This window comes from Klebsiella sp. WOUb02 (assembly GCF_050058015.1).
In the GTDB taxonomy this organism is placed as follows: Bacteria; Pseudomonadota; Gammaproteobacteria; order Enterobacterales; family Enterobacteriaceae; genus Klebsiella.
The window spans coordinates 207,104-229,118 of record NZ_CP170106.1; the positions used below are offsets into that span (position 1 = coordinate 207,104).

The window sequence follows — 22,015 nt, forward strand, 5'->3', positions numbered from 1 at the left end:
TTAACAAACCACAACAACAAGACAGACAAAAAAGGAAAATAATATGCACGATCGGCGACTCGCCGCCCGCGCGGGTGAACTTAAGCCCTCCGCCGTCCGCGAACTTCTCAAGCACAGTAAACTGCCCGGCGTTATTTCACTGGGCGGTGGGATCCCGGCTCCGGAGCTGTTTGATACCGAAGGCCTGAATCTGGCGGTGCAGCAGGCAATGGGCGGGCGTTTCAACGATGCGTTCCAGTACGGTTTGACCGAAGGCTATCCGCCGCTGCGTCAGGCCGTCAGCGAACTGTGTCAGGCGCGCGGCGTTGCCTGCCCGGCAAGCCATGTCTATATCACCTCAGGTTCGCAGCAGTCGTTGGATATCGTCGCGCGTACGCTGCTCGATCCGGGCGATGCGATCGTCGTCGAGCGCCCGACCTACCTGGCCGCGCTGCAGGTGTTCCAGCTGGCGCAGGCGAATATCCTTAGCGTCGATACCGATGACGACGGCATGCTGGTGGAACAGCTGGCGGACCTGCTGGAGACGACGAAGGTGAAGGCCGTGTATCTGGTGCCAACCTTCGGCAACCCGGGCGGCAAAACCCTGAGCGCCGATCGCCGCCGTCGGGTGGTTGAGCTGGCGAAGCAGCATGATTTCGTGATTATCGAAGACGATCCCTACGGCGAAATCAGCTTTACCGACGAAGTCCGCCGTCCGCTGTATCAGTACGCGCAGGAGCTCGGCTGCGAAGACCAGGTGGTCTACACCTCGACCTTCTCCAAGATCCTCGCCCCGGGCATGCGCATTGGCTGGATCGTGATGCCGGACTGGCTGGCGCAGCAGACGGTGATCGTTAAGCAGGCGGCGGATCTCCACACCAACATGCTGTCGCAGGTGATTACCGCGGAATATCTGGCGATGAATCGCCTGGAGAGCCAGATCGCCCTGATTCGTGAAGACTATCGCAAGAAGTGCGTCGGGCTGGCCGATGCCCTTGAGAGCCAGCTTGGCGAGCATCTGGAGTTCAGCCGACCAAAAGGCGGCATGTTCCTGTGGGCGCGCTTCCGCTATCCGTTCGATACCATGGAATGGATGAAAAAGACCCTCGAAAACGGCGTGGTCTACGTGCCGGGTGAAGCGTTCTATAACGACAATCCGGATACCCGCACGCTGCGCCTCTCCTACTCAACGGTGTCGGAAGCGGGTCTGCTGACCGCCGTCGAACGCCTGGCGAAATCGCTGTAACGACCGCGCTTTCACTCCGCGTCGCCGGACGGCGCGGAGCCTTCACGCTTTTCCGCACAACGATGAGCCGTAGCCTGGTTGAATGACGCCTGCTGGAACAGCCCGTAGCGCTTCACGACGAGCGCATACGGGCATGTAAAATAAGAGAAGAGAACTGCGCGCTGGAGGTTAATCCTGCTCGCTGATGCGATCGTCGAGCCAGATCAGCATTAATGAAGAGAGAAAAGCAACTGCCGCTGTGCCAATAAATAGCAACATAAGAAATACCTCAGAGGTTTTTAATTATTTTTCTAATTTTACCGGTGAGTGGGTGCTTTTGTCGGAAATGGTGATTTTGGTGGTGTGCTGGGATGTCGCGAGAATGAAAAAATCGTCGGCATCAATATCAAAGTTAAGAACAATTTCCCTGTATTTTCCGCAGTTAATTAATTCTTTGGCTTCTTTCATACTACCGGCTGTAATAGTAGGCATGGTTTTATCTCATTTGAAAAACTGATAAGCAAAATAAGAGCTTGTGCGTATCAGATCAACTACTTTTTGTGGTAACAGCAACCATTGCCAACGGTTATGCAAGCGAACTCCCTGATTTTTTGCAACATAATTTCTGTTTCACCTTTACGCATCGCGTAACGTTTCGTCGATCCCGCCGGGTGCTGCGCAAATCATCGGCGGGGCGACGTTTAAGATGAAATTGTTACCGTCTCAGCTTCCGGCGGAGGCCCGTGGGCGTTCGGGCCATCAGGCCGGCAGGCCTTCGACGAGAGTAATCATCGCTTCGGCAACCTCCGCTCGCGCCGCCCTGGCCTGCTGATACTCGGCTGAGTGGTAGCAGGCCAGGGCGCTTTCCATATCGGCAAACTCAATCAGCACGTGTTTGGCGAAGGGCTGGCCCTCAAGGGTTTGCGCCTGGCCGCCGCGGGCGATAAAGCGCGCGTTATAGCGGCTAAAGGCCGCTGGCGCTAAATCCATATAGTGTTGATACTGCTCCGGATCGTGAATATTCACGTGGGCAATCCAGTACGCTGCCATCGTCTACTCCTGTCGGGAAAGGATCTCTTTTGCCAGCAGCGAGGCTTCGCTGAGGTGATCAAAAACCGCCTGCTTTGCCAGCGGCGGATCGTTGCTGTCGATAGCGTGATAAATGCGTGACATCCGCTCAAAGCCGGCGACCTGGCGTTCGGGCGACGCCAGCGTTAGCGCGCGCAGGCGGCTGATTCGGCTATTGAGGCGCTGCACGATTTCCCACGCGATAGTGTGCTTCGCAACCTGAAACAGGGTCTCATAGAAGGCCTGAGAAGCTTCAACCCGTTTGATATCGTCATGCTCGCGCGAGGCTTGGGCAATTTGCTGCAGCTGCGCATACAGGCGAGCTTTATCCTCCGCATTTGCCAGCCTTGCGCAATCCCAGGCCGCCTCCTGCTCAAGCAGCATGCGAATGTTGTAGATCTGCTCGGCGCTCTCCCAGTTGAGCACCGCAACGATCGGCCCTTTTTTGGGTAGGGTTTCGATCAGCCCCTCGGCTTCAAGATAGCGAATGACCTCCCTCACCACGCTGCGGCTGACGCCAAGCTGTTCGGTAAGCTGGCGCTCAACCAGCCGGTCGCCGGCTTTGAAATAGCCGGCGATAATCGCTTGACGGACCTTGGTCAGGGCCAGCTCGCGCAGCGTGATCGGTACGGTCTCAATTTTTAGCGAATGGTTATCAACCATCAAATCCCTCTGTGTTTATCGAATGAGTCAAAAGCGGCTACACGGCCCGCAGAGGAGAATCGTTTTACTATTAGCACCCTTTTGTTCGCTGACGCAATGCCCGCTCATGCAGGATAACCCCGCTTTTCCGTGGTCTGAAATGAGCAAAATTGCGCTGGCTCACAAATCTAAACTCTGCTGAATAAAAAAACACCTCCCGGCGAAAAATTAATTAATTTGTTGATTTTATTATTCTTTTATTTGTCTCTTTCCGCCATCCCGAAGGCGGGGCGCGGGGGACGTATTTGCTAAATCGGTCAACGGTTCCCCTTGGCTAAACGCGAAGGTAATCACTGAGTTACTTCATACCGCAGGCTGTCAGGGAGATGACAAAACCGCAAAATTAATCATACCGTATTATGGTATACCATATTTTGACAGCTTAATTTCGCCAATGCTATACCACTCCCGAAACATTTAATTATCAATTCATTAACCATGTTGAGGAGAGTTTATGCATCCCGCGATTCGTAAAACGTTAGTTACAACGGAAACGGTCTATGTTGATGGGGGGAAAGCGGCGGCGAAACCGCTGGTGATGATTGCGGCCGCGGCAGTCATTCGCAACCCGTGGGCAGGGCAGGGTTTTGTCGATGACCTGACGCCGCAGATCCGTGAGTTTGCGCCGATTCTGGGCGAACTGCTGACCCGCCTGATTATCAACGAGACGGGCAGCGGCGAGAATATCGAAGCCTTTGGCAAGAGCGCGCTTGTCGGTCTCGACGGCGAGCTGGAGCACGCCTCCGCGCTGATTCACACTCTGCATTTCGGTAACCATTACCGCAGCGCGGTGCAGAGCAAAAACTATCTGGCCTTCAACAATACGCGCGGTCCGGCTAACTCGGCGGTGCTCATCCCGATGATGCATAAAAACGACGAAGGTAGCCGCGAGCACTACCTGACGATGCAGTTCAATATCAGCGATGCGCCGCGCTATGACGAAATCCTGGTGGCCTTAGGCGCCGCAACCGGCGGCCGTCCGCATCACCGCATTGGCAACCGTTATTCCGACCTGAAAGAGTTAGGCCATGATGCGCAAAACCCAGCTGCTGTCTGACCGCCAGATGCGGGTCAGCTACCTGGAGGCGGGTGAAGGCGAGCCTCTGGTCCTGATTCACGGCGTCGGTATGAATGCGGCCTCGTGGTATCCGCAGATAGAGGTGCTAAGCCGTGATTTTCGGGTGATCGCCGTCGACATGCCGGGACATGGGGAGAGCGATGCGTTCCGCCAGCCCGTCGCTCTAACGGACTATGTTGGCTGGCTGTCCGATTTTCTTCACACCCAGCCGGAGGAGTGTTTTGCCGTCGCCGGGCACTCTATGGGTGCGCTGATTACCGCCGGGCTGGCAATCGACCATCCGCAGCAGATTAGCCATGCCGTGGTGATGAGCGGCGTTTATCGCCGCAATGAGGCCGCCAGCCGCGCGGTGCGGCAGCGGGCCAGGGAGCTGGCGGCGGGCAAAGCTCAGCTCGATTCGCCACTCTCGCGCTGGTTTAGCGATGATGCGCAGGAGGCTCTTCTGCGCGAGCAGGTCGGCGGTTGGCTGGCCGAAGTCAATCAGCAGGGCTACGCCGCGGCCTATCAGGCCTTCGCCGACGGCGACCGGCTGTACGCCGACCGCTGGCAGGAGATGCGCTGTCCGGTGCTGGTGCTCACCGGCGAGCTGGACGCTAACTCCAGCCCGCAAATGGCGCGGGAGATGGCCGCCGCGGCGCCGCAGGGGCAGGTGGTGATCGTGGCCGGGGCGCGGCATATGGTCAGCCTGACAGATGCCCGACGGGTAAATCACGAAATGCTGAGCTTTTTGCAGTACGACCCCGCGTCACAGGGCAACAAAACCGAAACGGCAGGACTTTCTTATGCAAACAGATAAACGTAGACAGCTTCGCGACGCGTTTGGCGCCTTCATGACCGGCGTCACCGTGGTGACCAGCCGCGGTAAAAGCGGCGAACCCATTGGCTTCACCGCTAACTCATTCTCATCGGTCTCGCTGGATCCGGCCCTGCTGCTGGTCAGCATCGATAAGCGTTCGGCAAATTACGCCAACTTTACCGAGTGCCGCTTTTTTGCCATTAACATTCTTGCCGAGCAGCAGCAGGAGACTTCCAATATCTTTGCGCAGAAGGTCGACGATCGCTTCGGGGCGATCGACTGGCGCGCCAGCGAAAACGGTACGCCGCTGATTGACGACTGTTCCGCGTGGTTTGACTGCGCGCTGGAGCAGGTGGTGGACGCTGGCGACCACGCCATTTTAATCGGCAGGGTCGAGGACTTTGACTCGACCGGTACGGCCGGCCTGGGCTACTACCGCGGCGCATATTTCACGCCGTACCACAACGCGCAAGCCCTAATTAACCGGCTCAGCGTTGAGGTCAGCGCGCTGATTGAGCTCAAGGGCCGGGCGGTGATGGTCGGGCATGAGGGCAGCTATCGTTTGCCGACCCGCAGCGTCGCAAAGGGCAGCGTCAGCGATACCCTCAACGCGTTAATCAGCGAACTGGCCGTTCACGCCAGTCCGGGGTTTGTCTACTCGGTTTATGAAAATCGCCAGAACAACAAGCAGCATATTGTCTTCCTGTGCGCGCTGCCGACCGAGGCGGAAGGCGAGCTGCCGGTGCTGCAAAACGCGCAGTGGTTCGATCTGGAAAAAATCGCCGCACTGCCGATTAGTGACTCAGCGCTGAAATCGCTGATGAACCGCTTTGTTCGGGAAAATGCCGTCGGTAATTACAGCATTTATTACGGCGACGAGCTCAACGGCCTGGTCAAACAATTCGCCAGCTGAACCTAATCTGGAGCCTCTGATGAAACTCTCATTATTTATCCATATGGAACGAATCTCGCCGGATGAGCCGCAGGATCGGCTCTACAGTGAGATGATGACGCTATGTGAAATGGCTGACCAGGCGGGAATGCATGCCATCTGGACCGGTGAGCACCACGGTATGAATTTCACGATTGCGCCGAATCCGTTTATCAACCTTGCCGATTTAGCCAACCGAACCAAAAACGTGCGCCTGGGTACCGGCACCATTGTCGCCCCGTTTAACCACCCGCTGCGGCTGGCCGGGGAAGCGGCGATGACCGATATAATTACCGGCGGTCGCCTGGAGCTGGGAATCGCTCGCGGCGCCTATAGCTATGAGTATGAGCGCATGATGCCCGGTCTCACCGCCTGGGAAGCCGGACAGCGGATGCGCGAGCTGGTGCCGGCGGTGAAAAAACTGTGGGAGGGCGATTATGCACATCAGGGAGAGTTCTGGCAGTTCCCGTCATCCACCTCCTCGCCGCAGCCGAAGCAGCGGCCGCATCCTCCGATCTGGATTGCCGCCCGCGACCCCAACAGCCATGAGTTTGCCGTGATCAATGGCTGTAACGTGCAGGTGACGCCGCTGCACCAGGGTGAAGAGGAGATCGTCCGCCTCGCCGAGTGCTTCCACGAAACGCGCGCCCGCCTGGCGCCGGAAAAACCGCTGAAAATTATGCTGCTCCAGCACGGTTTTGTGGCGGAAGATGAATCCGATGCCTGCCAGGCAGCTCGGGAGCTGAACCGCTTTTACAACTACTTCGGCACATGGTTTAAAAACGAGCGTCCGGTCAGCCAGGGACTTATTCAGCCGCTGAGCGAGGAGGAGATTGCGGCTAACGGCTACTACTCCGCAGAGGTGATGCGCAAGAATCTCGCTATCGGTACGCCAAACGAGGTGATTACCCGGCTGAAGAAGTATGAGGCGCTGGGCTATGACGAGTTCGCCCTGTGGATCGATAGCGGAATGTCGTTCGAGCGTAAGAAAGCCTCGTTGACCCGCTTTATCCAGCAGGTTATGCCCGAATTTCATTAACAGGTGTCGAGATGGAATCGTTCAAGCTCTATATTGATGGTCGTTTTGAATCTGGTGCTGCCAGCTTCGTATCGCTTAACCCGGCCACGGCGCAGCCTTGGGCAGAGATAGCCGAGGCGCGAAGCGACGAGGTGAACCGCGCGGTTGCCGCTGCGAAGCGCGCCTTTGAGGCCCCGGAGTGGCGCGGGCTGACCGCCAGCGCGCGCGGAAAGCTGCTGCTGAAGCTGGCGGATCTGGTGGAACAACATGCCGGAGAGCTGGCGCGGCTTGAAACCGCGGATACCGGGAAGATTATTCGCGAAACCCGCTCGCAGATAGCCTACGTCGCGGAGTACTACCGCTATTACGCCGGCCTGGCGGATAAGATGGAAGGACGGACGCTGGCCATCGATAAGGTGGACACCGAGACCTGGACCCGGCGCGAGCCGGTAGGAGTGGTGGCGGCAATTATTCCGTGGAACAGCCAGCTATTTTTGTCGGCGGTGAAAATCGGCCCGGCGCTGGCGGCGGGCTGCACCCTGGTGGTGAAAGCCGCGGAAAGCGCACCGGCGCCGCTGCTGGCCTTTGCTCGCCTGATCGCTGAGGCCGGCTTCCCGCCGGGAGTCTGCAACGTGATTACCGGATTTGCTGAGGAGTGCGGCACCGTGCTGACCACGCACCCTGACGTTGCCCATATCGCCTTCACCGGTGGGCCGGAAACGGCGCGCCATATCGTGCGTAATAGTGCGCGAAACCTCAGTAAAACCACGTTGGAGCTGGGGGGCAAATCGCCGTTTATCGTGTTTGACGATGCCGATCTGGATAGCGCCGCCAACGCGCAGGTGGCGGCGATTTTTGCCGCATCGGGGCAGAGCTGCGTGGCCGGCTCGCGGCTGCTGGTTGCCGAAAGCGTGAAGGAACGGCTGCTCGAAAAGCTGGTGGCGCGCGTGGAGCGCATCGTTATCGGTGCTCCTGACGATGCGGCGACGCAGTTTGGTCCGCTATGCACCCAACGGCAAAAATCGCTTATTGAAGAGGTTGTTAATCGTTCTCTGGAGCAGGGCGCGCGCTGTATCGTCGGCAATTATTCCGTCGATTCCCCGGGCTATTACTTTCCGCCAACGATACTCGACTGCTCCTCTGTGCCGCAGGCCGAAAGCGTTGTGCGCGAGCTCTTTGGCCCGGTTCTCTCCGTCGTGACCTTCCGCGACGAAGCTGAGGCGATTCGCCTGGCTAACGCCACAGATTACGGCCTGGCGGCGGGGGTTTTCACCCGCAACCTGGCGCGAGCCCATCGCGCGACGCGCGACCTGCGCTGCGGCGTGGTGTGGATCAACACCTACCGGATGGTCTCCCCGCTGGCGCCCTTTGGCGGCTACGGTCTCTCCGGCCATGGTCGGGAAGGGGGAATGGAGGCGGCGCTGGAGTTCACCACCACCAAAACGGTATGGCTACGCACCAGCGATGAGCCTATCGACGACCCTTTTATCATGCGCTGAATCGCGCTCGATCGGTATTCGTCGCGCTATGGCCGGCGCGACGGCAGCTGCTGTTGTCTCATGAAGAGCGCGCGGCCGCTGTCTTAATGGAATAACCCACCCAGCCTGTAGTCCACCGGGATCATGATGAGCCCAGGCCAGGTCGTGCTCTTTTTTAGTATCCGAACCCTACATATTAAATAAAAAATCCCCATTAGCGGAGGATCGAATGTCCCGGAGTCACGTAATTGAAAATAAGACGGTTGACTATGTGCCGGAGAACGAGCGGCATGGTCAGGCGCGCAGCCTGTTCACCCTGTGGTTCTGTACGAATATTGCCCCTCTGGCCGTGGTGACCGGAGCAATATCTGTCCAGACCTTCCATCTCAATATTCTGTCGGCCATCAGCGCAATTGTTGCCGGCCATATGTTCGGGGGCGTATTTCTGGCCCTGACGTCGGCCCAGGGGCCGCGGGTGGGTATCCCGCAGATGGTCCAAAGCCGGGCACAGTTTGGCCGCTACGGCTCGCTGCTGGTGGTGGCTTTTACCACCGCGATCTATCTGGGCTTTTTTATCTCTAACGTCACGCTGTCCGGCAAGGTCATCAATAACGTGATCCCCACGCTGCCGGTGACCAGCGCGACGGTTATTGGCGCCATTGCGGCGACGATTATCGGTGTGATTGGCTATCGTTTTATCCATCGCATTAATAAAATTGGCGCCTGGGTCATGGGGATTGCGCTGGTGACGGGGCTTGTCATTATGCTGCTGCAGCCGCTGCCCGCCAGCTTCTGGCATCGCGGCGCGTTTAACCTCAGCGGATGGTTTGCGACCTTCTGCATTTGTGCGGTCTGGCAAATGAGCTTCTCACCCTATACCTCTGACTACTCGCGCTATTTACCCGCCGGTATCGGCGTCTTTAAGCCGTTTATCTGCACATGGCTTGGCGCCTGTAGCGGCACCATTCTGGCGTTTATGGTCGGCGTGGTGGCCATCAATACGGTGGGCGGTGAAGGCGATGCAATGATGGCGGTGCGCCAGGCGACGGGTTGGCTGGGGCCGATTCTGATGGTGCTGTTTTTGCTGAATATTATCTGCCATAACTCGATGAATCTGTATGGATCGGTGCTATCGCTGATTACCGCTGTGCAGACTTTTCGCCCGGAGTGGCGGCCGGATGCTCGGGTGCGAATGATTTTCTCGGCCATTGTACTGGTGGGGGGCGTGCTGGTTTCCGTGGCGGCAGCGGCCAACTTTGTCGCCTTTTTCCTCAATCTGATTTGGGCGCTGATCGGCGTGCTGATCCCGTGGTGTGTGATCAATCTGCTCGATTTCTACGTTATCAACAAGCAGCGCTACGATATTGCGGCCATCTTTAGCGCGGACGGCGGGCGCTACGGTCTGGTGAACGGCCGCGCGCTGCTGATCTACTTTGCCGGGGTGCTGGTTCAGATCCCGTTTGTTGAAAACGCCTTCTTCACCGGACCCTGGGCGCACCTGATCCCCGGCGCCGATATTTCGTGGATGATAAGCCTGGTCCTGACCAGCGCGGCGTATCTGCGTTTTCATCGTCGGGACCCGTTGCCGTTCGCAATGCGTGAGCAGGAGCACGTTGCGCGCGGTCTGTTGGATAACGGTTCCTGAAGGATGCGGCGCGGGCTGGATGCCCGCGCCTGCGCTGCCGCCGGCCTGTCGGCGGGCAGAGAGTTACAGCAGGCCGGCCTCCTTCGCCGTACGGTCGACGGCGCGTTTGGTCTTTTCGACCAGCTCGTCCAGTTCGCTACGTCCGGCGATCAGCGCCGGCGCCATAATCATCCGCCCCAGCGTCGAGCGAATAATCACCCCCTCCTCAAAGCCGATCGTCCGGCAGCGCCAGGCCAGCTCGTTCTCATTGGCGAAGCGACGGCGGGTGCTTTTATCTTCTGCGAACTGCAGGGCCGCAACGAGGCCGGCGCCCTGAACTTCGCCGATTAGCGGGTGATTGTCGAACACCTCGCGCAGCATTTTCTGCAGATACGGGCCGGTGTTGTCGCGCACGTTGGTGACGTGGTTTTCGTCGTGCAGCGCCTTCAGGTTGGCAATCGCCACGGCGGCGGCAACGGGGTGGCCGGAGTAGGTCAGGCCGTGGGCGAAGACGCCGCCTTTTTCAACCAGCACTTCCGCCATGCGTTTGCTCAGCACCAGGCCGCCCATCGGCACGTAGCCGGAGGTCAGCCCTTTGGCGATAGACAGCGTATCCGGCTCGAAGCCAAAGTACTGATGCGCGAACCACTCGCCGGTTCTGCCAAAGCCGCCAATAACCTCATCGGCGCACAGCAGGACGTCGTACTTCCGGCAAATGCGCTGGATCTCAGGCCAGTAGCTTTCCGGCGGGAATATCATCCCGCCCGCGCCCTGGAACGGCTCGGCGATGAAACCGGCCACGTTTTCCGCGCCCAGCTCCAGTATTTTCTCCTCAAGCTGACCTGCGCAGCGCAGGCCAAACTCGTGCGGCGTCAGGCTGCCGCCGTGCATATACCAGTAGGGCTCGTCGATATGGGCCACGTCGGGGATCATGCCGCCCATGGCGTGCATCGCCTTCATCCCGCCGAGGGCGGAGGCGGCCAGGGTTGAGCCGTGATAGCCGTTCCAGCGGCCAATCATCACCTTCTTCTGCGGCTTGTCGAGGATCTTCCAGTAGCGGCGAACGGTGCGGATCAGCACTTCGTTCGATTCAGAGCCTGAGTTGGTGTAAATCGCATGGCTGTAGTGCGGCGGCAGCAGGCTGAACAGCAGCTCGGAGAGCTCGATCACCGTCGGGTGGGTGGTATGGAAGAACATATTGTAATACGGCAGTTTGGCGAACTGCGCCGCTGCCGCATCCGCCAGATCCTGGCGGCTGTAGCCGAGCTGGGTGCACCACAGGCCGGACATGCCGTCGAGGTACTTGTTGCCGTCGTTATCCCAAAGGTACAGACCCTCCCCGCGTACCATCACGCGAGGCCCCTCGGCGTTCAGCGCCTTCTGGTCGAGAAAGGCGTGGATATGGTGCGCGGCGTCCGCGCTCTGGTAATCCGGGGTGCTGCGCTGCGGGTTGTTCGAGGTAGTCATCTTCTCTCTCCTGTAAGCGGAATCTAAAAATGCGAAAGCTGCCGGGTGCTAGCGAAACTGGAACCAGGTCGTTTTGCGGCTGGTGAACTTGTCAAAGGCGTGCAAAGACAGGTCGCGACCAAAACCAGACTGTTTATTGCCGCCAAACGGCACGGTAACGTCCAGCGCATCGACGGTATTCACCGATACGGTCCCGGCGTTGAGCATTCCGGCAACGCGATGGGCGCGGTGGAGATCGTCGGTCCACACCGAGGCGGCGAGGGCGTAAATGTGCTGATTGGCCAGGGTGACGGCCTGCTGTTCGTCGTCAAAAGGCATCACGGCAAGCACCGGGCCGAAAATCTCCTCCTGCCACAGAGCGGTATCGGTATTCGCGGCTTCAATCAGCGTCGGTTCCACGTAGTTCGCGACGCCGTCGATCTCAATCTCGCGACCGCCGACGAGGACGCGGGCGCCGGCGCGTTCGGCGGCGCGGATGGCGTTCATGACCTTTTGCGCATGCGCCGCGCTGACCATGGCGCCCATTTTGGCCTCAGGATCGAAGGGGTGAGCCGGCGCCCATGCCCGCATTTTTTCCTGCAGCTTCGCGATAAATTCGGCGTAAATCGTCCGCTCGACCAGCAGGCGAGAGTTAGCCGAGCAGACCTCGCCCTGGTTGAAGCAGATGGCGAAAGCCGCTTTTTCGGCGGCCAGATCGAGATCCTCGCAGTCGGCGAAGATGATATTGGCGCTTTTGCCGCCGCACTCCAGCCAGACCTGCTTGAGGTTGGACTGCGCGGAGTAGGCCATAAAGGCTTTGCCGACGGCGGTAGAGCCGGTGAAGGTAATGGTATCGACGTCGTTATGCAGGCCTAAGGCGCTGCCGGCTTCGGTCCCCAGCCCGGTAACGACGTTCAGGACCCCCGCCGGGAGACCCGCTTCCAGCGCCAGCTCCGCGAGGCGCAGCGCCGAAAACGGCGAGTTCTCCGACGGCTTGAGGATCACGCTATTGCCCGCCGCCAGCGCCGGACCGAGCTTCCATGAGGCGAGGTCGAGCGGGAAGTTCCACGGCACGATGGCTGCCACGACGCCAATGGCTTCGCGGGTGATGGTCGCCAGAGAGCCCTTCCTGGCGGGCGCCACTTCGTCGTAAATCTTATCCACGCTTTCGGCGTACCACGAGAAAACGTGCGCCGCGCCGGGAACGTCAACGTTCAGCGCATCGTTGACCGGCTTACCCATGCTCGCGCTCTCCAGCAGCGCCAGCTCTTCGCGATGTTCGAGGATCAGCCCCGATAGTCGCAGCAGAACGCTCTTGCGCTCCTGCGCGGAGAGCCCCGACCAGACGCCCGAGTCAAAGGCCTTACGGGAAGACTGGATCGCGATAGCAATATCTTCTGCCTGAAGCGCCGTGACCTCGGCGAGCACCGCGTTGGACGCGGGGTTGATAACCGGGAAAACGCGGCGGCTTTTGGCGACGTAGGGCTGGCCATCGACGATGGCATGGCTGATCCAGCGCTGCTCCTGCAGCCTGCTGTGCCAATAGTTTCTGTCAGTCATAAGCCTCTCCGTTATCGTGTTGCGTAATTGTTATTTGTTTGTTGCCGTTAATTCATGATGCCGAAGGGGGGAGAAGTGAGAAAGGACTAAAAATTTAGGTAACCTCTATAAAAAACTTTGTTAGCCCGGCAAACGGCCGCCGGCCCGATGATTTTTGCGCTGGTGCTTTATGTGACGCTGCTCAAAGGAACTCGCTATCTGAGATTTTAATGATATGTAATTAAAGAGATTTTATTTTCACGACGGACTTTTAACGTCGGCTTATGATGGCGCGTCTGGAAATATCTAATATTGTTATTAATGGTGTAAAGTAACTAAAAAAATATAACCGGTCTTTTTTGGCCGTTGTCGCTATGCCGCCGTCCCGTGACGAGGCCGCCGTTTTTCCAGCGCCTGCATGTTAATTTTCTGTAAAAATCTGACCGATGTCGGATTGTTGATCTTTATTTGCCGGCGGGGTTGCGCCCGAAGGGGAGCATAGTTTAATCCTGTTCAGCCTATCTCTTTGCCAACAAAAAATAAGGTATCGTATGCCCCATTTCACCCTGAAACAGCTCAAATACTTTGTTGCCGTTGTCGAAGCGGAGAGCATTGCCGAAGCCTCCCGGCAGCTGCATATCGCGCAGCCGTCTATCTCCATCGCGGTGAAAACCCTGGAAGATATGTTTGAGCAGCAGTTTTTTATTCGCCACCATGCGCAGGGGGTTTCCATGACCTCCAGCGGGCAGCGCTTTTATGAAAAAGCGAAGGAGCTGCTCCGGCTCTCGTACCAGTTCGAGCAAAACTCGAGGGCCGATAACGAACTGGTGTCAGGAATTATCTCTATCGGCTGCTTTGAGACCGCGGCGCCGCTCTATTTACCGTCGCTGATCGCCGGGTTTAAGACTATTTATCCGGATATCACCATTAAAATTTACGACGGCGAGCAGCATGAAATTGCCCACGGCCTGCACCGTGGCCGCTTCGATCTGGCGTTTATGTACGATCTCGAGCTGGATATTTCCATTCAGACCGAGAGCCTGAACGCCCCGCAAAAGCCTTACGCGCTGCTGCCGGCGAATCACCCGCTGGCGCAGCGGGCGTCGGTTAAGCTGTCGGAGCTGAGCCATCTGCCGATGGTGCTGCTGGACGTCGTCCCCAGCCGTAACTATTTCATCAGTATTTTCAAAGATAAAGGCTACAACCCGCAGGTGGCCTATAGTTCGCCGTCGATTGAGATGGTGCGCTGCATGGTCGGCCAGGGGCTGGGCTTTTCGGTTCTGGTGACCCGCCCGGTTTCTGATATCACCTACGACGGGCAGCGGGTGCGCTGCGTCGAAATTCAGGATGAGATGGCCAACTCGACGCTGGTAATGGCCCATCTGCGCAGCAGCGAGCCCACTAATCCCGCTAAGCTGTTTATGGAATATTGCCGCAACGCGGTACTCAGCCCGCCGCAGCAGGAGGTGCAGGTAGCCTGACGCGGATTTTATTCGGCGCAGCGGCCCGCGCCCGCACGGGCCGTTTTTATATTGCGCGCCTTATTTTCTGAATATAAAAAAACGATCCTCTGCATATATTTTTTATATCCTCGCGCCTTTGCTCTCTTAGCGGCGATAAATCAGCATTAAGTATAAAATTATTCAGCGGCTTTTTTGCGATGCCGTCATTTTTACCTTGTAGATTCAAGGCGCTGCGCTCTGCATCACTATTTTATTTTCAGGGTCTAAATTTATAATAATTTACCTGTTTGTTACTGTTTATTAACCTCGGTCCTGCGCAGTGGTTTATTCCTGGCGATTAAACTCCATTCGAAGGACACATTTATGACCGTAGAAAAAACAGAAATTGATACGCTGATTGTTGGCGGTGGTCAGGCCGGTATTGCCATGAGTGAGCATCTGACTCAGCTGGGGATCTCGCATCTGGTTATCGAGAAAAACCGTATCGCGGAGGCCTGGCGAACCGGACGCTGGGATTCTCTGGTCGCGAACGGCCCGGCGTGGCACGACCGCTTCCCGGGAATGGAGTTTAAAGGCGGCCAGCCGGATAGCTTTATTCCCAAGGGCGACGTGGCGCAATACTTTGAAGATTACGTCAGGAAATTCTCCCTGCCGGTGCGTACCGGCGTGGAGGTAAAAAGCGCGGTGCGCAACAGCGGACGTCCCGGTTTTACCGTTGAAACCACGGATGGGGTGATCGAAGCGCAGCGTATCGTTGCCGCGACCGGGCCATTCCAGAAACCGGTTATTCCGCCGATTGCGCCGAAAGAGGGCAGCATTCATCAGATCCATTCCGCCAAATACTACAACCCGGAGCAGCTGCCTGCCGGCGCGGTGTTGGTGGTTGGCGCCGGTTCTTCCGGCGTGCAGATCGCCGATGAGCTCCAGCGCGCGGGCCGCCAGGTCTATCTCTCCGTCGGCGCCCACGACCGGCCGCCGCGCTCCTACCGCAGCCGCGATTTCTGCTGGTGGCTGGGGGTGCTGGGCCTGTGGGACGCTCCCGCCAGCGAGCCGGGGAAAGAGCACGTCACCATCGCGGTGAGCGGCGCCCACGGCGGGCGGACGGTAGATTTTCGCGAGCTGGCGCAGCGCGGCATCACCCTGGTCGGGCTGACGAAGGCGTTTGCATCCGGCATCGCGACCTTCCAGGCGGATCTGTGCGACAACATCCGCCGCGGCGATGAAAACTACCTCTCGCTGCTGGACGCCGCCGATGCCTACGTTGCCGCCAACGGCCTCGATTTACCGGCGGAGCCCGCGGCGCGTGAATTTTTAGCCGATCCGCAGTGCATGACGTCGCCGATCCTCTCTCTGGATCTGGCGCAGGCCGGGGTGACGAGCATTATCTGGGCGACCGGCTACGCCGTCGATTACGGCTGGCTCAACGTTAACGCCTTTAACGAGCAGAATCGCCCGCAGCACCAGCGCGGCGTATCCAGCGAACCGGGGGTCTATTTCCTCGGCCTGCCGTGGCTGTCGCGGCGGGGTTCGACCTTTATCTGGGGCGTTTGGCACGATGCGAAGCACATTGCCGACCATATCGCCACCCAGCGGAAATACAGCCAGTACCGGGATGCCGGTCAGCGCTGAACTGTAGCTATTAATCAGGATAAAAATGATGCCGACACATACCCGTATTCGCATGTTTAACACCAAAGAGACCTATCCCAATCAGAGCCTGGACAACGATTTGTGCCAGGCCGTGCGCGCCGGTAACACCGTCTACGTGCGTGGCCAGGTGGGCACGGATTTTGAAGGCAATCTGGTGGGGCTGGGCGACCCGCAGGCGCAGGCCGAGCAGGCGATGAAAAACGTCAAGCAGCTGCTGGAAGAGGCCGGAAGCGACCTTTCGCATATTGTGAAAACCACCACCTATATTATCGACCCGCGCTATCGCGAGCCGGTCTATCAGGAAGTCGGCAGGTGGCTGAAGGGCGTATTTCCTATCTCCACCGGGCTGGTTATTTCCGCCCTGGCGCAGCCGCAGTGGCTGATGGAAATTGACGTGATCGCCGTGATCCCCGATGGCTATGTGAAATAAGGAGCCGCCATGACGTTTTCTATCGCGGCATTTTGCCCGGAAACCGGGCAGTTTGGCATCGCCATAAGTTCCTCCAGCATAGCCGTCGGCGCCCGCTGTCCGTGGCTGCAGGCGGGAGTCGGCGCGGTATCCAGCCAAAATATCACCCTGCCTGCCCTCGGCCAGCTGACGCTCGCGCAGCTGGAGCAGGGGCTGGCGCCGGAAAAGGCGCTACGCAAGGCGCTGGCGGAGGATGATTTCAGCCGCTATCGTCAAATTATCGCCATCAACGCCAGCGGGGAAACGGCCTCGTTTAGCGGCGATAAAACCCTCGGCATCTATCACGTCGCCGAAGGGGTGAACTGTATTGCCGGCGGCAATATGCTGGCCAGCCCCGCGGTGGTTGAGGCGATAGTTACCGAATTCCAGCAGGCCGAAGGGGAGATGGCGACGCGCCTGCTGGCCGCGCTGCAGGCGGGGCTGGACTGCGGCGGCGAGGCCGGGCCGGTGCACTCTGCGGCGGTGAAAGTGGTGGATGATTACTCCTGGCCGCTGGTCGACCTGCGCGTTGACTGGCATGAGCAGGATCCGATTGGCGAACTTAGCGCATTGTGGCTGGCGTACGAGCCGCAGATGCAGGCCTATATTACGCGCGCGCTCGACCCGCGGGAGGCCCCCAGTTACGGAGTACCCGGTGATGAATAGCGACCTGAAACGGATCCTGGCAACGCTGCTGGCATTCGACACCACCAGCCGCGAATCGAATCTGCAGCTGATTAACTATATCGATGAGTATCTCCGCGGTTATGGCATAGCCACGCGGCTTTTCTTTGATGAGGAAGGCAAAAAAGCCAACCTCTACGCCCGCTTTGGCCCCGAGGGGCCGGGAGGCGTGATGCTGTCGGGCCACACCGACGTGGTCCCGGTTGACGGGCAGCGCTGGACGGTGCCCCCGTTTGAACTCACCCTGCGCGACGACCGGTGCTACGGCCGCGGCAGCACCGATATGAAAGGCTTTATCGCCTGCGTGCTGGCCGCCGTTCCCGACTTTCTCTCCCAACCTTTACGCATGCCGCTGCATCTGGCCTTCTCCTACGATGAGGAGGTCGGATGCCTGGGCGTACGCAGCCTGGTGGAGCATCTTAAAGCCTCAAAGGATAAGCCGGCGCTGTGCATTATCGGCGAGCCCACCGAGATGCGTCCGGTCTACGGCCATAAAGGCAAGCTGGCCATGCGCTGTACGGTGCAGGGCAAGGCCTGCCATTCGGCCTACGCCCCCAGCGGCGTCAACGCTATCGAATATGCGGCAAAGCTGATTACCCGTTTAGGTACGCTCGGCGAAAAGCTGGCGCAAAGCCAGGATAGCCGCTTTGACCCGCCTTACAGCACCCTGCAGGTTGGGGTGATTAACGGCGGGGCGGCGCTCAATATTGTGCCGGAAAGCTGCCAGTTTGATTTTGAAATCCGCCATCTGCCGGACGTCTCGATCGAGCCGACGCTCGCCGAGCTGCACGGCTATGCCGCGGGCGAGCTGCTGACCTCGATGCGGGCGACTGCGGCGCAGGCGGATATTACCTTTCGTCCGCTCAGCCGCTATCCGGGCCTGCTCAGCGATCCGCAGTCGGAATTTGCCGGCTGGCTGGCGCAGTGGGTGGGAAGCGAAGCGTTTTCCACCGTGGCCTTCGGCACCGAGGGCGGTCTGTTTGACGAAGCGGGGGTCGCCACGCTTATCTGCGGGCCCGGAAGTATGGATCAAGGGCATAAAGCGGATGAGTTTATTGCCGTGGCTCAGCTGGAGAAGTGCCTGACGATGCTGGGTAATCTGCGCCGCTGGATGATGCTGTCTTAACGTTTACGCGCCTGAATTAAGGCGCGTTTTTTACTTCCCGATCTGTGCCTGGCCGATCTCGATGTTGTAATCTCCGCCGCTGTACATGTCATACCCGTAGCCCACCCCGGCAATCGCTGCCTTGCGGTTGTACATGCCGAGTTCAAATCCTGCCATCGACGTCGCGCGGGAGTCTTCATTAACTGAAACAAGCCAGTTACCACCCCATACCTTTGTAAGACCGGCTACACGCATCGTCGCGCCAGCCGCAGGTATGCCGGTGCCGGTCCCGGAAACGATATACCAGCCGGTGTCGATGGTGATGGTCTGCGTATCAGCATCGACGGCAACAATCAGGGATGAGTACCACACCCCGTCGCTGCCGTTGACGTCAATAATCTGATGGTATCTCAGCTTTGCAATCACCTCCGGCGTCAGGTCAGAACAGGTTACCGTGGTGGCGGTGAAGGTCGTATTCACGCTCTTCAGTAGTTCCGGTGGTGCCACAATGTGGCAGTAAATCCCGACCCCGTCGCGGTTGGCGTACTTTGCCAGCGCCGCCGCCGAGCTGATTCCGAATGATTGCGTTGAAGGCTCCGACATATCATCGGGCGTCATTGTGTTACGGATGGAAACGATGCAGGAACGGTCATAGGCACCATCAAGATGTTTCCATGTTTTAAACCCCATTCTCGGTGCTACGAGCTGGCCAACGCCGTAGTAAACCGCGCGTCGGCTGACCGCCTCGGCGCGAGCTTTATTTTCGTAATCGGTATACGGGTTGAACAATCCCAGGTGAGCACCAGGCACATCAAAAAAGCTGAACCTTTCCGAGTTAAAGTCATGCTGTCGACGGGCTTTTGAGCCGCTGAACGGTTGTTTAACGACTGAAAGTGCATCACCCAATTCAATATTTTCCGAGACCATCTGCTGACGCATGACAGCATCAGAGGCATAAGCCCAGTTTCCCGGTCCGGTCCCCCCTGTTGTCTCCGGGGACGACCCCGCCGGAACGCTTTTGGGGAAATCTCCCGTCCAGACCAGGCGCAGCTGGCCGTAACAGATTTCATCCCGCGGGGAATGCAGCATTGCGCCCGCACTGAATGTGCTTCTCGCATCTACCTTGCCGGAAATATCTTCGCTGAAATTATCCTGCTGCTCTTTCAGGTACGCCGTGCGGTTCGCGAGTTGCTTTAGCGGCCGGTTGGCCGCACCGTCCTGACCGCCTTCCACGCGCTCCGAGCGGGAAATAAGATTAACTGAATCCCATGAGGGTAATTCGCTGATATTTGCCATTAATATTCACCTAATAACTGAAATTGCCATCGTGGAAGATCTGGCCGTTATAAGTCACATTATCTTCCGGTTGATAATCTTCCGGGTACACCGTAATAATTTCGCCGCTGCATATAGCTGCCCCCATAAATACCGCGCCGCTGGTTGGGGTGGAGATGCTCATAGTTGCCAGATGACGACTGATCGGCTTTGTGATTTCAATCAGCCGTTCAAGCTCTGATAACAATGCCGCTGTTATCCCAATAGCATTAACATCTACCTCTAAACGGAATGTTCCTGCGGGATCAGCTATCTGCCACCACTCCTCAACTGACAGGTTGTAACCCATACTTTCCACCACCCGGCGGAGAGCAGCCACAGTGCCTTTGCGCTGGTGCAGCCAGAATGATTCACCGATAACACGTCGCTTTTCCTGTTCACTCCAGGACTCATCCCACCCATCTACAGAAAATGCCCAGGCCAGATAAGGCAGAAACTTGGACGGGCATTTCCACGGGTTCCACAGGTCGCGCAGCGGCACGTTTAAATCGCTGATGCCAGAACAGACCTGCGCCAGCCTGCGCTCCAGCGCGGACGATCCCGGCGGTAACAGGCTATTCATCAGAGCCACCAATCTCTGCTTTAAAGTCGGTGCAATAGGACGCCTGGGTTTTATCTAACACCATGTCAGCCAGGGGCTTCATCAGCTCAACGCGCTGCACGCCCTGCACATGCAACGCGGCATAAATCGCGGATAGCCTGACGTCACGCCCCAGGCGGCGCTGCTCGTTGATATATGCCGCGCCCTGCGCTTTCGCCGCCGCCAGAATCGGCTCTTTCGCCGGACCGGGGTAAACATACAAAACCGCGTCGATCTCATAGCTGATAATCTCAGCAGATCGCACGCTCACCCGGTCCGCCACCGGGCGCACAGTCTCATCATTCAGGGCATCCCCGACCACCTGCAGCAAATCATCCGGCGCGGTGCCATCACCGTCGCGGGCCAGAACTGTCACCACCACTTCCGCCGGGGAAGGACTGAACGCCGAGGCATCGGCCACCCGGCCATCCGAGCTAAGTGCGTGATATTCATACGCGCCGACGGGCCCGGCAACGCTCATCCCCTCAAAGGCAGCCGGAATGCGCTGCCGATAATCCGCGTCCGATTCCATTTCCGCCTCAGTCGGTGGCGTGGTGGTATCGTCTGCGGGGGTGATCACCCGGCGCTGCACGTTATTGTTAGCGCCTAAATTATCCAGGTCATCACTGCCGGAATAGGCCACCATGACAGCCCGTGCCGCCTCGTTAATCCGCTGGCGCAGCAGCAGCTCCCGGTACACATTTTCCTGCAGCATTTTCACCACCGGTTCAGATTCAAGTGTTAAGGTACGGGCCACAGCTTCCTGCTCTTCTGCAGGATAGAGCGCAACAAACTCCGCCTTACGCTCTGTCAGCAGGGTTTCAAAATCCGGCTCATCCACGATTTGCGGTGGTGGCAGCTGGGAAAGGTCAATAACTGCCATTGGCTGCTCCTGTCGATACGGAAAGGGAAACCGGCACGCCGTCATTGCGCTGGCCTGCCAGCTCAATCACCATTGCGCCATCCATGCTGCTGCTGTTAATCGTGATGGTGTCGAGCTGTAGCCGCGGCTCCCAGCGCTGCAACGCGACGTACACCGCCGCCATGATCTGCAGGCGCAGCGCCGGGTTTTGCGGCTGGTCAATCAGCGCGGACAGCAGGGAACCGTATTCCCGGCGAGCAAGGCGGCTGCCCTGCGGCGTCAGCAAAATATCCCGTACGGACTGGCGCAGGTGGTCGGTTTCCGTAATGGCATTGCCGGTCTCGCGATTCATCCCGATATAGAGCGTCAAATTGGGCCTCCTGTCGTCCCGCCACTGTCGCCAGGGTGTTTATGCTTATCGGCCACAATGCCGTTTGAGGTCATTTCCCCGCCGCCATGGGTCACATCGCCATTCAGGATCACGTTGCTGTTAATCCGCGTCGTGTCAGCCTCGATCACAAGCTCCCCTGTTTTGCAGGAAACCAGTTGCGAGGATTCGATAAGTACGGCTTTAACACCCCGGATAATCCAGCGCCCGGTGGCCGGGTCGTATTCGAACCAGCCGCCATCCTCGTATGCGGTCACGTCCGCGCTTTCAGAGTCTGACGGCGGCGGGCACGCGTCGGAGTAGATGGCCGGAAGCGCAAACGCTGTCTCCAGATTGCCGCCCAGACTGAACAGCACCACCTGCTCCCCCGGCGACGGACACCACCACGTGCGTGACTTCCCGGCACGGTAGGTCAGCCAGTTAATCCAGTTGGTTTCGAGGTCGCCTGTTTTCACCCGGCACAGCCAGCCGTCCCGGTCCACTTCGGTCACAATACCGGTGCGGATCAGATTGGTGATAAGGCGCATGATTTCGGTTAATTGGGTATTCATGAGGGCAAGATTGCCACGCGCGGAGTGCGTGAGGCAGCGCGGCGGATTGTGTCGTCCCTGACACA

The 22,015-nt window shown here is 58.3% G+C and carries 22 protein-coding genes; 12 read left to right on the plus strand and 10 right to left on the minus strand.

The window, feature by feature from the left end:
* Window positions 1-43: 43 nt before the first annotated feature.
* Entirely contained in the window at window positions 44-1,225 is a 1,182-nt protein-coding gene (locus ABOC21_RS03065; protein ID WP_426812398.1) for a PLP-dependent aminotransferase family protein, read from the plus strand.
* A gap of 282 nt (window positions 1,226-1,507) precedes the next feature.
* Here the strand turns inward: ABOC21_RS03065 and ABOC21_RS03070 are convergent, their stop codons facing one another.
* The 3 genes from ABOC21_RS03070 to ABOC21_RS03080 form a co-directional block, all read right to left on the minus strand.
* Complete coding sequence (locus ABOC21_RS03070; protein ID WP_426812399.1) at window positions 1,508-1,696, minus strand: hypothetical protein; 189 nt, start codon at window positions 1,694-1,696, stop codon at window positions 1,508-1,510.
* Between the two features lie 267 nt (window positions 1,697-1,963).
* The gene (locus ABOC21_RS03075; RefSeq protein WP_426812400.1) at window positions 1,964-2,254 is read right to left on the minus strand and encodes a DUF1330 domain-containing protein; all 291 of its coding nucleotides are present in this window, start codon (window positions 2,252-2,254) and stop codon (window positions 1,964-1,966) included.
* A gap of 3 nt (window positions 2,255-2,257) precedes the next feature.
* Complete coding sequence (locus tag ABOC21_RS03080; protein ID WP_426812401.1) at window positions 2,258-2,935, minus strand: GntR family transcriptional regulator; 678 nt, start codon at window positions 2,933-2,935, stop codon at window positions 2,258-2,260.
* Window positions 2,936-3,428: 493 nt separating this feature from the next.
* Here ABOC21_RS03080 and ABOC21_RS03085 point away from each other — a divergent pair, with 493 nt between their 5' ends.
* From ABOC21_RS03085 to ABOC21_RS03110, 6 genes are all read left to right on the plus strand, one after another.
* Window positions 3,429-4,031, plus strand: coding sequence for an amino acid synthesis family protein (locus ABOC21_RS03085; protein ID WP_426812402.1), 603 nt, complete (start codon window positions 3,429-3,431; stop codon window positions 4,029-4,031).
* Window positions 4,003-4,848: an alpha/beta fold hydrolase gene (locus tag ABOC21_RS03090; protein ID WP_426812403.1), complete on the plus strand. Its 846-nt coding sequence runs from the start codon at window positions 4,003-4,005 to the stop codon at window positions 4,846-4,848. Before ABOC21_RS03085 ends, ABOC21_RS03090 begins: the two co-directional genes overlap by 29 nt.
* Complete coding sequence (locus ABOC21_RS03095) at window positions 4,835-5,761, plus strand: flavin reductase family protein (RefSeq protein WP_426812404.1); 927 nt, start codon at window positions 4,835-4,837, stop codon at window positions 5,759-5,761. Before ABOC21_RS03090 ends, ABOC21_RS03095 begins: the two co-directional genes overlap by 14 nt.
* 19 nt (window positions 5,762-5,780) lie before the next feature.
* Window positions 5,781-6,818, plus strand: a complete 1,038-nt coding sequence (locus ABOC21_RS03100) for an LLM class flavin-dependent oxidoreductase (RefSeq protein ID WP_426812405.1) — start codon at window positions 5,781-5,783, stop codon at window positions 6,816-6,818.
* Window positions 6,819-6,829: 11 nt separating this feature from the next.
* Window positions 6,830-8,296, plus strand: coding sequence for an aldehyde dehydrogenase (locus ABOC21_RS03105; RefSeq protein WP_426812406.1), 1,467 nt, complete (start codon window positions 6,830-6,832; stop codon window positions 8,294-8,296).
* Window positions 8,297-8,504: 208 nt separating this feature from the next.
* Window positions 8,505-9,920 (plus strand): purine-cytosine permease family protein, encoded by a 1,416-nt coding sequence (locus ABOC21_RS03110; protein WP_426812407.1) that lies wholly within the window; start codon window positions 8,505-8,507, stop codon window positions 9,918-9,920.
* A gap of 63 nt (window positions 9,921-9,983) precedes the next feature.
* Here ABOC21_RS03110 and ABOC21_RS03115 read toward each other — a convergent pair whose 3' ends face one another.
* Together ABOC21_RS03115 and ABOC21_RS03120 are read right to left on the minus strand one after the other, a co-directional pair.
* Window positions 9,984-11,366, minus strand: coding sequence for an aspartate aminotransferase family protein (locus ABOC21_RS03115; RefSeq protein ID WP_426812408.1), 1,383 nt, complete (start codon window positions 11,364-11,366; stop codon window positions 9,984-9,986).
* 48 nt (window positions 11,367-11,414) lie between these two features.
* Window positions 11,415-12,905, minus strand: a complete 1,491-nt coding sequence (locus ABOC21_RS03120; protein WP_426812409.1) for an aldehyde dehydrogenase — start codon at window positions 12,903-12,905, stop codon at window positions 11,415-11,417.
* Between the two features lie 530 nt (window positions 12,906-13,435).
* On the opposite strand from ABOC21_RS03120, the gene ABOC21_RS03125 reads away from it, so the two are divergent.
* The 5 genes from ABOC21_RS03125 to argE all read left to right on the plus strand — a co-directional run bounded on the left by ABOC21_RS03125 (window position 13,436) and on the right by argE (window position 18,255).
* Complete coding sequence (locus ABOC21_RS03125) at window positions 13,436-14,365, plus strand: LysR family transcriptional regulator (RefSeq protein WP_426812410.1); 930 nt, start codon at window positions 13,436-13,438, stop codon at window positions 14,363-14,365.
* A gap of 345 nt (window positions 14,366-14,710) precedes the next feature.
* A complete protein-coding gene (locus ABOC21_RS03130) occupies window positions 14,711-15,976 on the plus strand; it encodes a flavin-containing monooxygenase (RefSeq protein ID WP_426812411.1) in 1,266 nt (421 codons plus the stop codon).
* Window positions 15,977-16,004: 28 nt separating this feature from the next.
* Window positions 16,005-16,427: a RidA family protein gene (locus ABOC21_RS03135; protein ID WP_426812545.1), complete on the plus strand. Its 423-nt coding sequence runs from the start codon at window positions 16,005-16,007 to the stop codon at window positions 16,425-16,427.
* Between the two features lie 9 nt (window positions 16,428-16,436).
* On the plus strand, window positions 16,437-17,111 hold the full coding sequence (locus ABOC21_RS03140; protein ID WP_426812412.1) for a DUF1028 domain-containing protein: 675 nt from the start codon (window positions 16,437-16,439) through the stop codon (window positions 17,109-17,111).
* The gene (argE, locus tag ABOC21_RS03145) at window positions 17,104-18,255 is read left to right on the plus strand and encodes an acetylornithine deacetylase (protein ID WP_426812546.1); all 1,152 of its coding nucleotides are present in this window, start codon (window positions 17,104-17,106) and stop codon (window positions 18,253-18,255) included. Before ABOC21_RS03140 ends, argE begins: the two co-directional genes overlap by 8 nt.
* Window positions 18,256-18,285: 30 nt before the next feature.
* On the opposite strand, the gene ABOC21_RS03150 is transcribed toward argE, so the two are convergent.
* From ABOC21_RS03150 to ABOC21_RS03170, 5 genes are read right to left on the minus strand one after another with little or no spacing between them, the layout of a single operon-like run.
* Window positions 18,286-19,530, minus strand: coding sequence for a hypothetical protein (locus ABOC21_RS03150; protein WP_426812413.1), 1,245 nt, complete (start codon window positions 19,528-19,530; stop codon window positions 18,286-18,288).
* A gap of 10 nt (window positions 19,531-19,540) precedes the next feature.
* Window positions 19,541-20,131, minus strand: coding sequence for a phage tail protein I (locus tag ABOC21_RS03155; protein WP_426812547.1), 591 nt, complete (start codon window positions 20,129-20,131; stop codon window positions 19,541-19,543).
* Window positions 20,124-21,032 carry a baseplate assembly protein gene (locus ABOC21_RS03160; RefSeq protein ID WP_426812414.1) on the minus strand — a complete coding sequence of 303 codons (909 nt, stop codon included), beginning with the start codon at window positions 21,030-21,032 and terminating at the stop codon, window positions 20,124-20,126. The genes ABOC21_RS03155 and ABOC21_RS03160 overlap by 8 nt, the downstream gene beginning before the upstream one ends.
* Window positions 21,019-21,381, minus strand: coding sequence for a GPW/gp25 family protein (locus ABOC21_RS03165; protein ID WP_426812415.1), 363 nt, complete (start codon window positions 21,379-21,381; stop codon window positions 21,019-21,021). The genes ABOC21_RS03160 and ABOC21_RS03165 overlap by 14 nt, the downstream gene beginning before the upstream one ends.
* On the minus strand, window positions 21,378-21,950 hold the full coding sequence (locus tag ABOC21_RS03170) for a phage baseplate assembly protein V (protein ID WP_426812416.1): 573 nt from the start codon (window positions 21,948-21,950) through the stop codon (window positions 21,378-21,380). Before ABOC21_RS03170 ends, ABOC21_RS03165 begins: the two co-directional genes overlap by 4 nt.
* Window positions 21,951-22,015 lie beyond the last annotated feature (65 nt).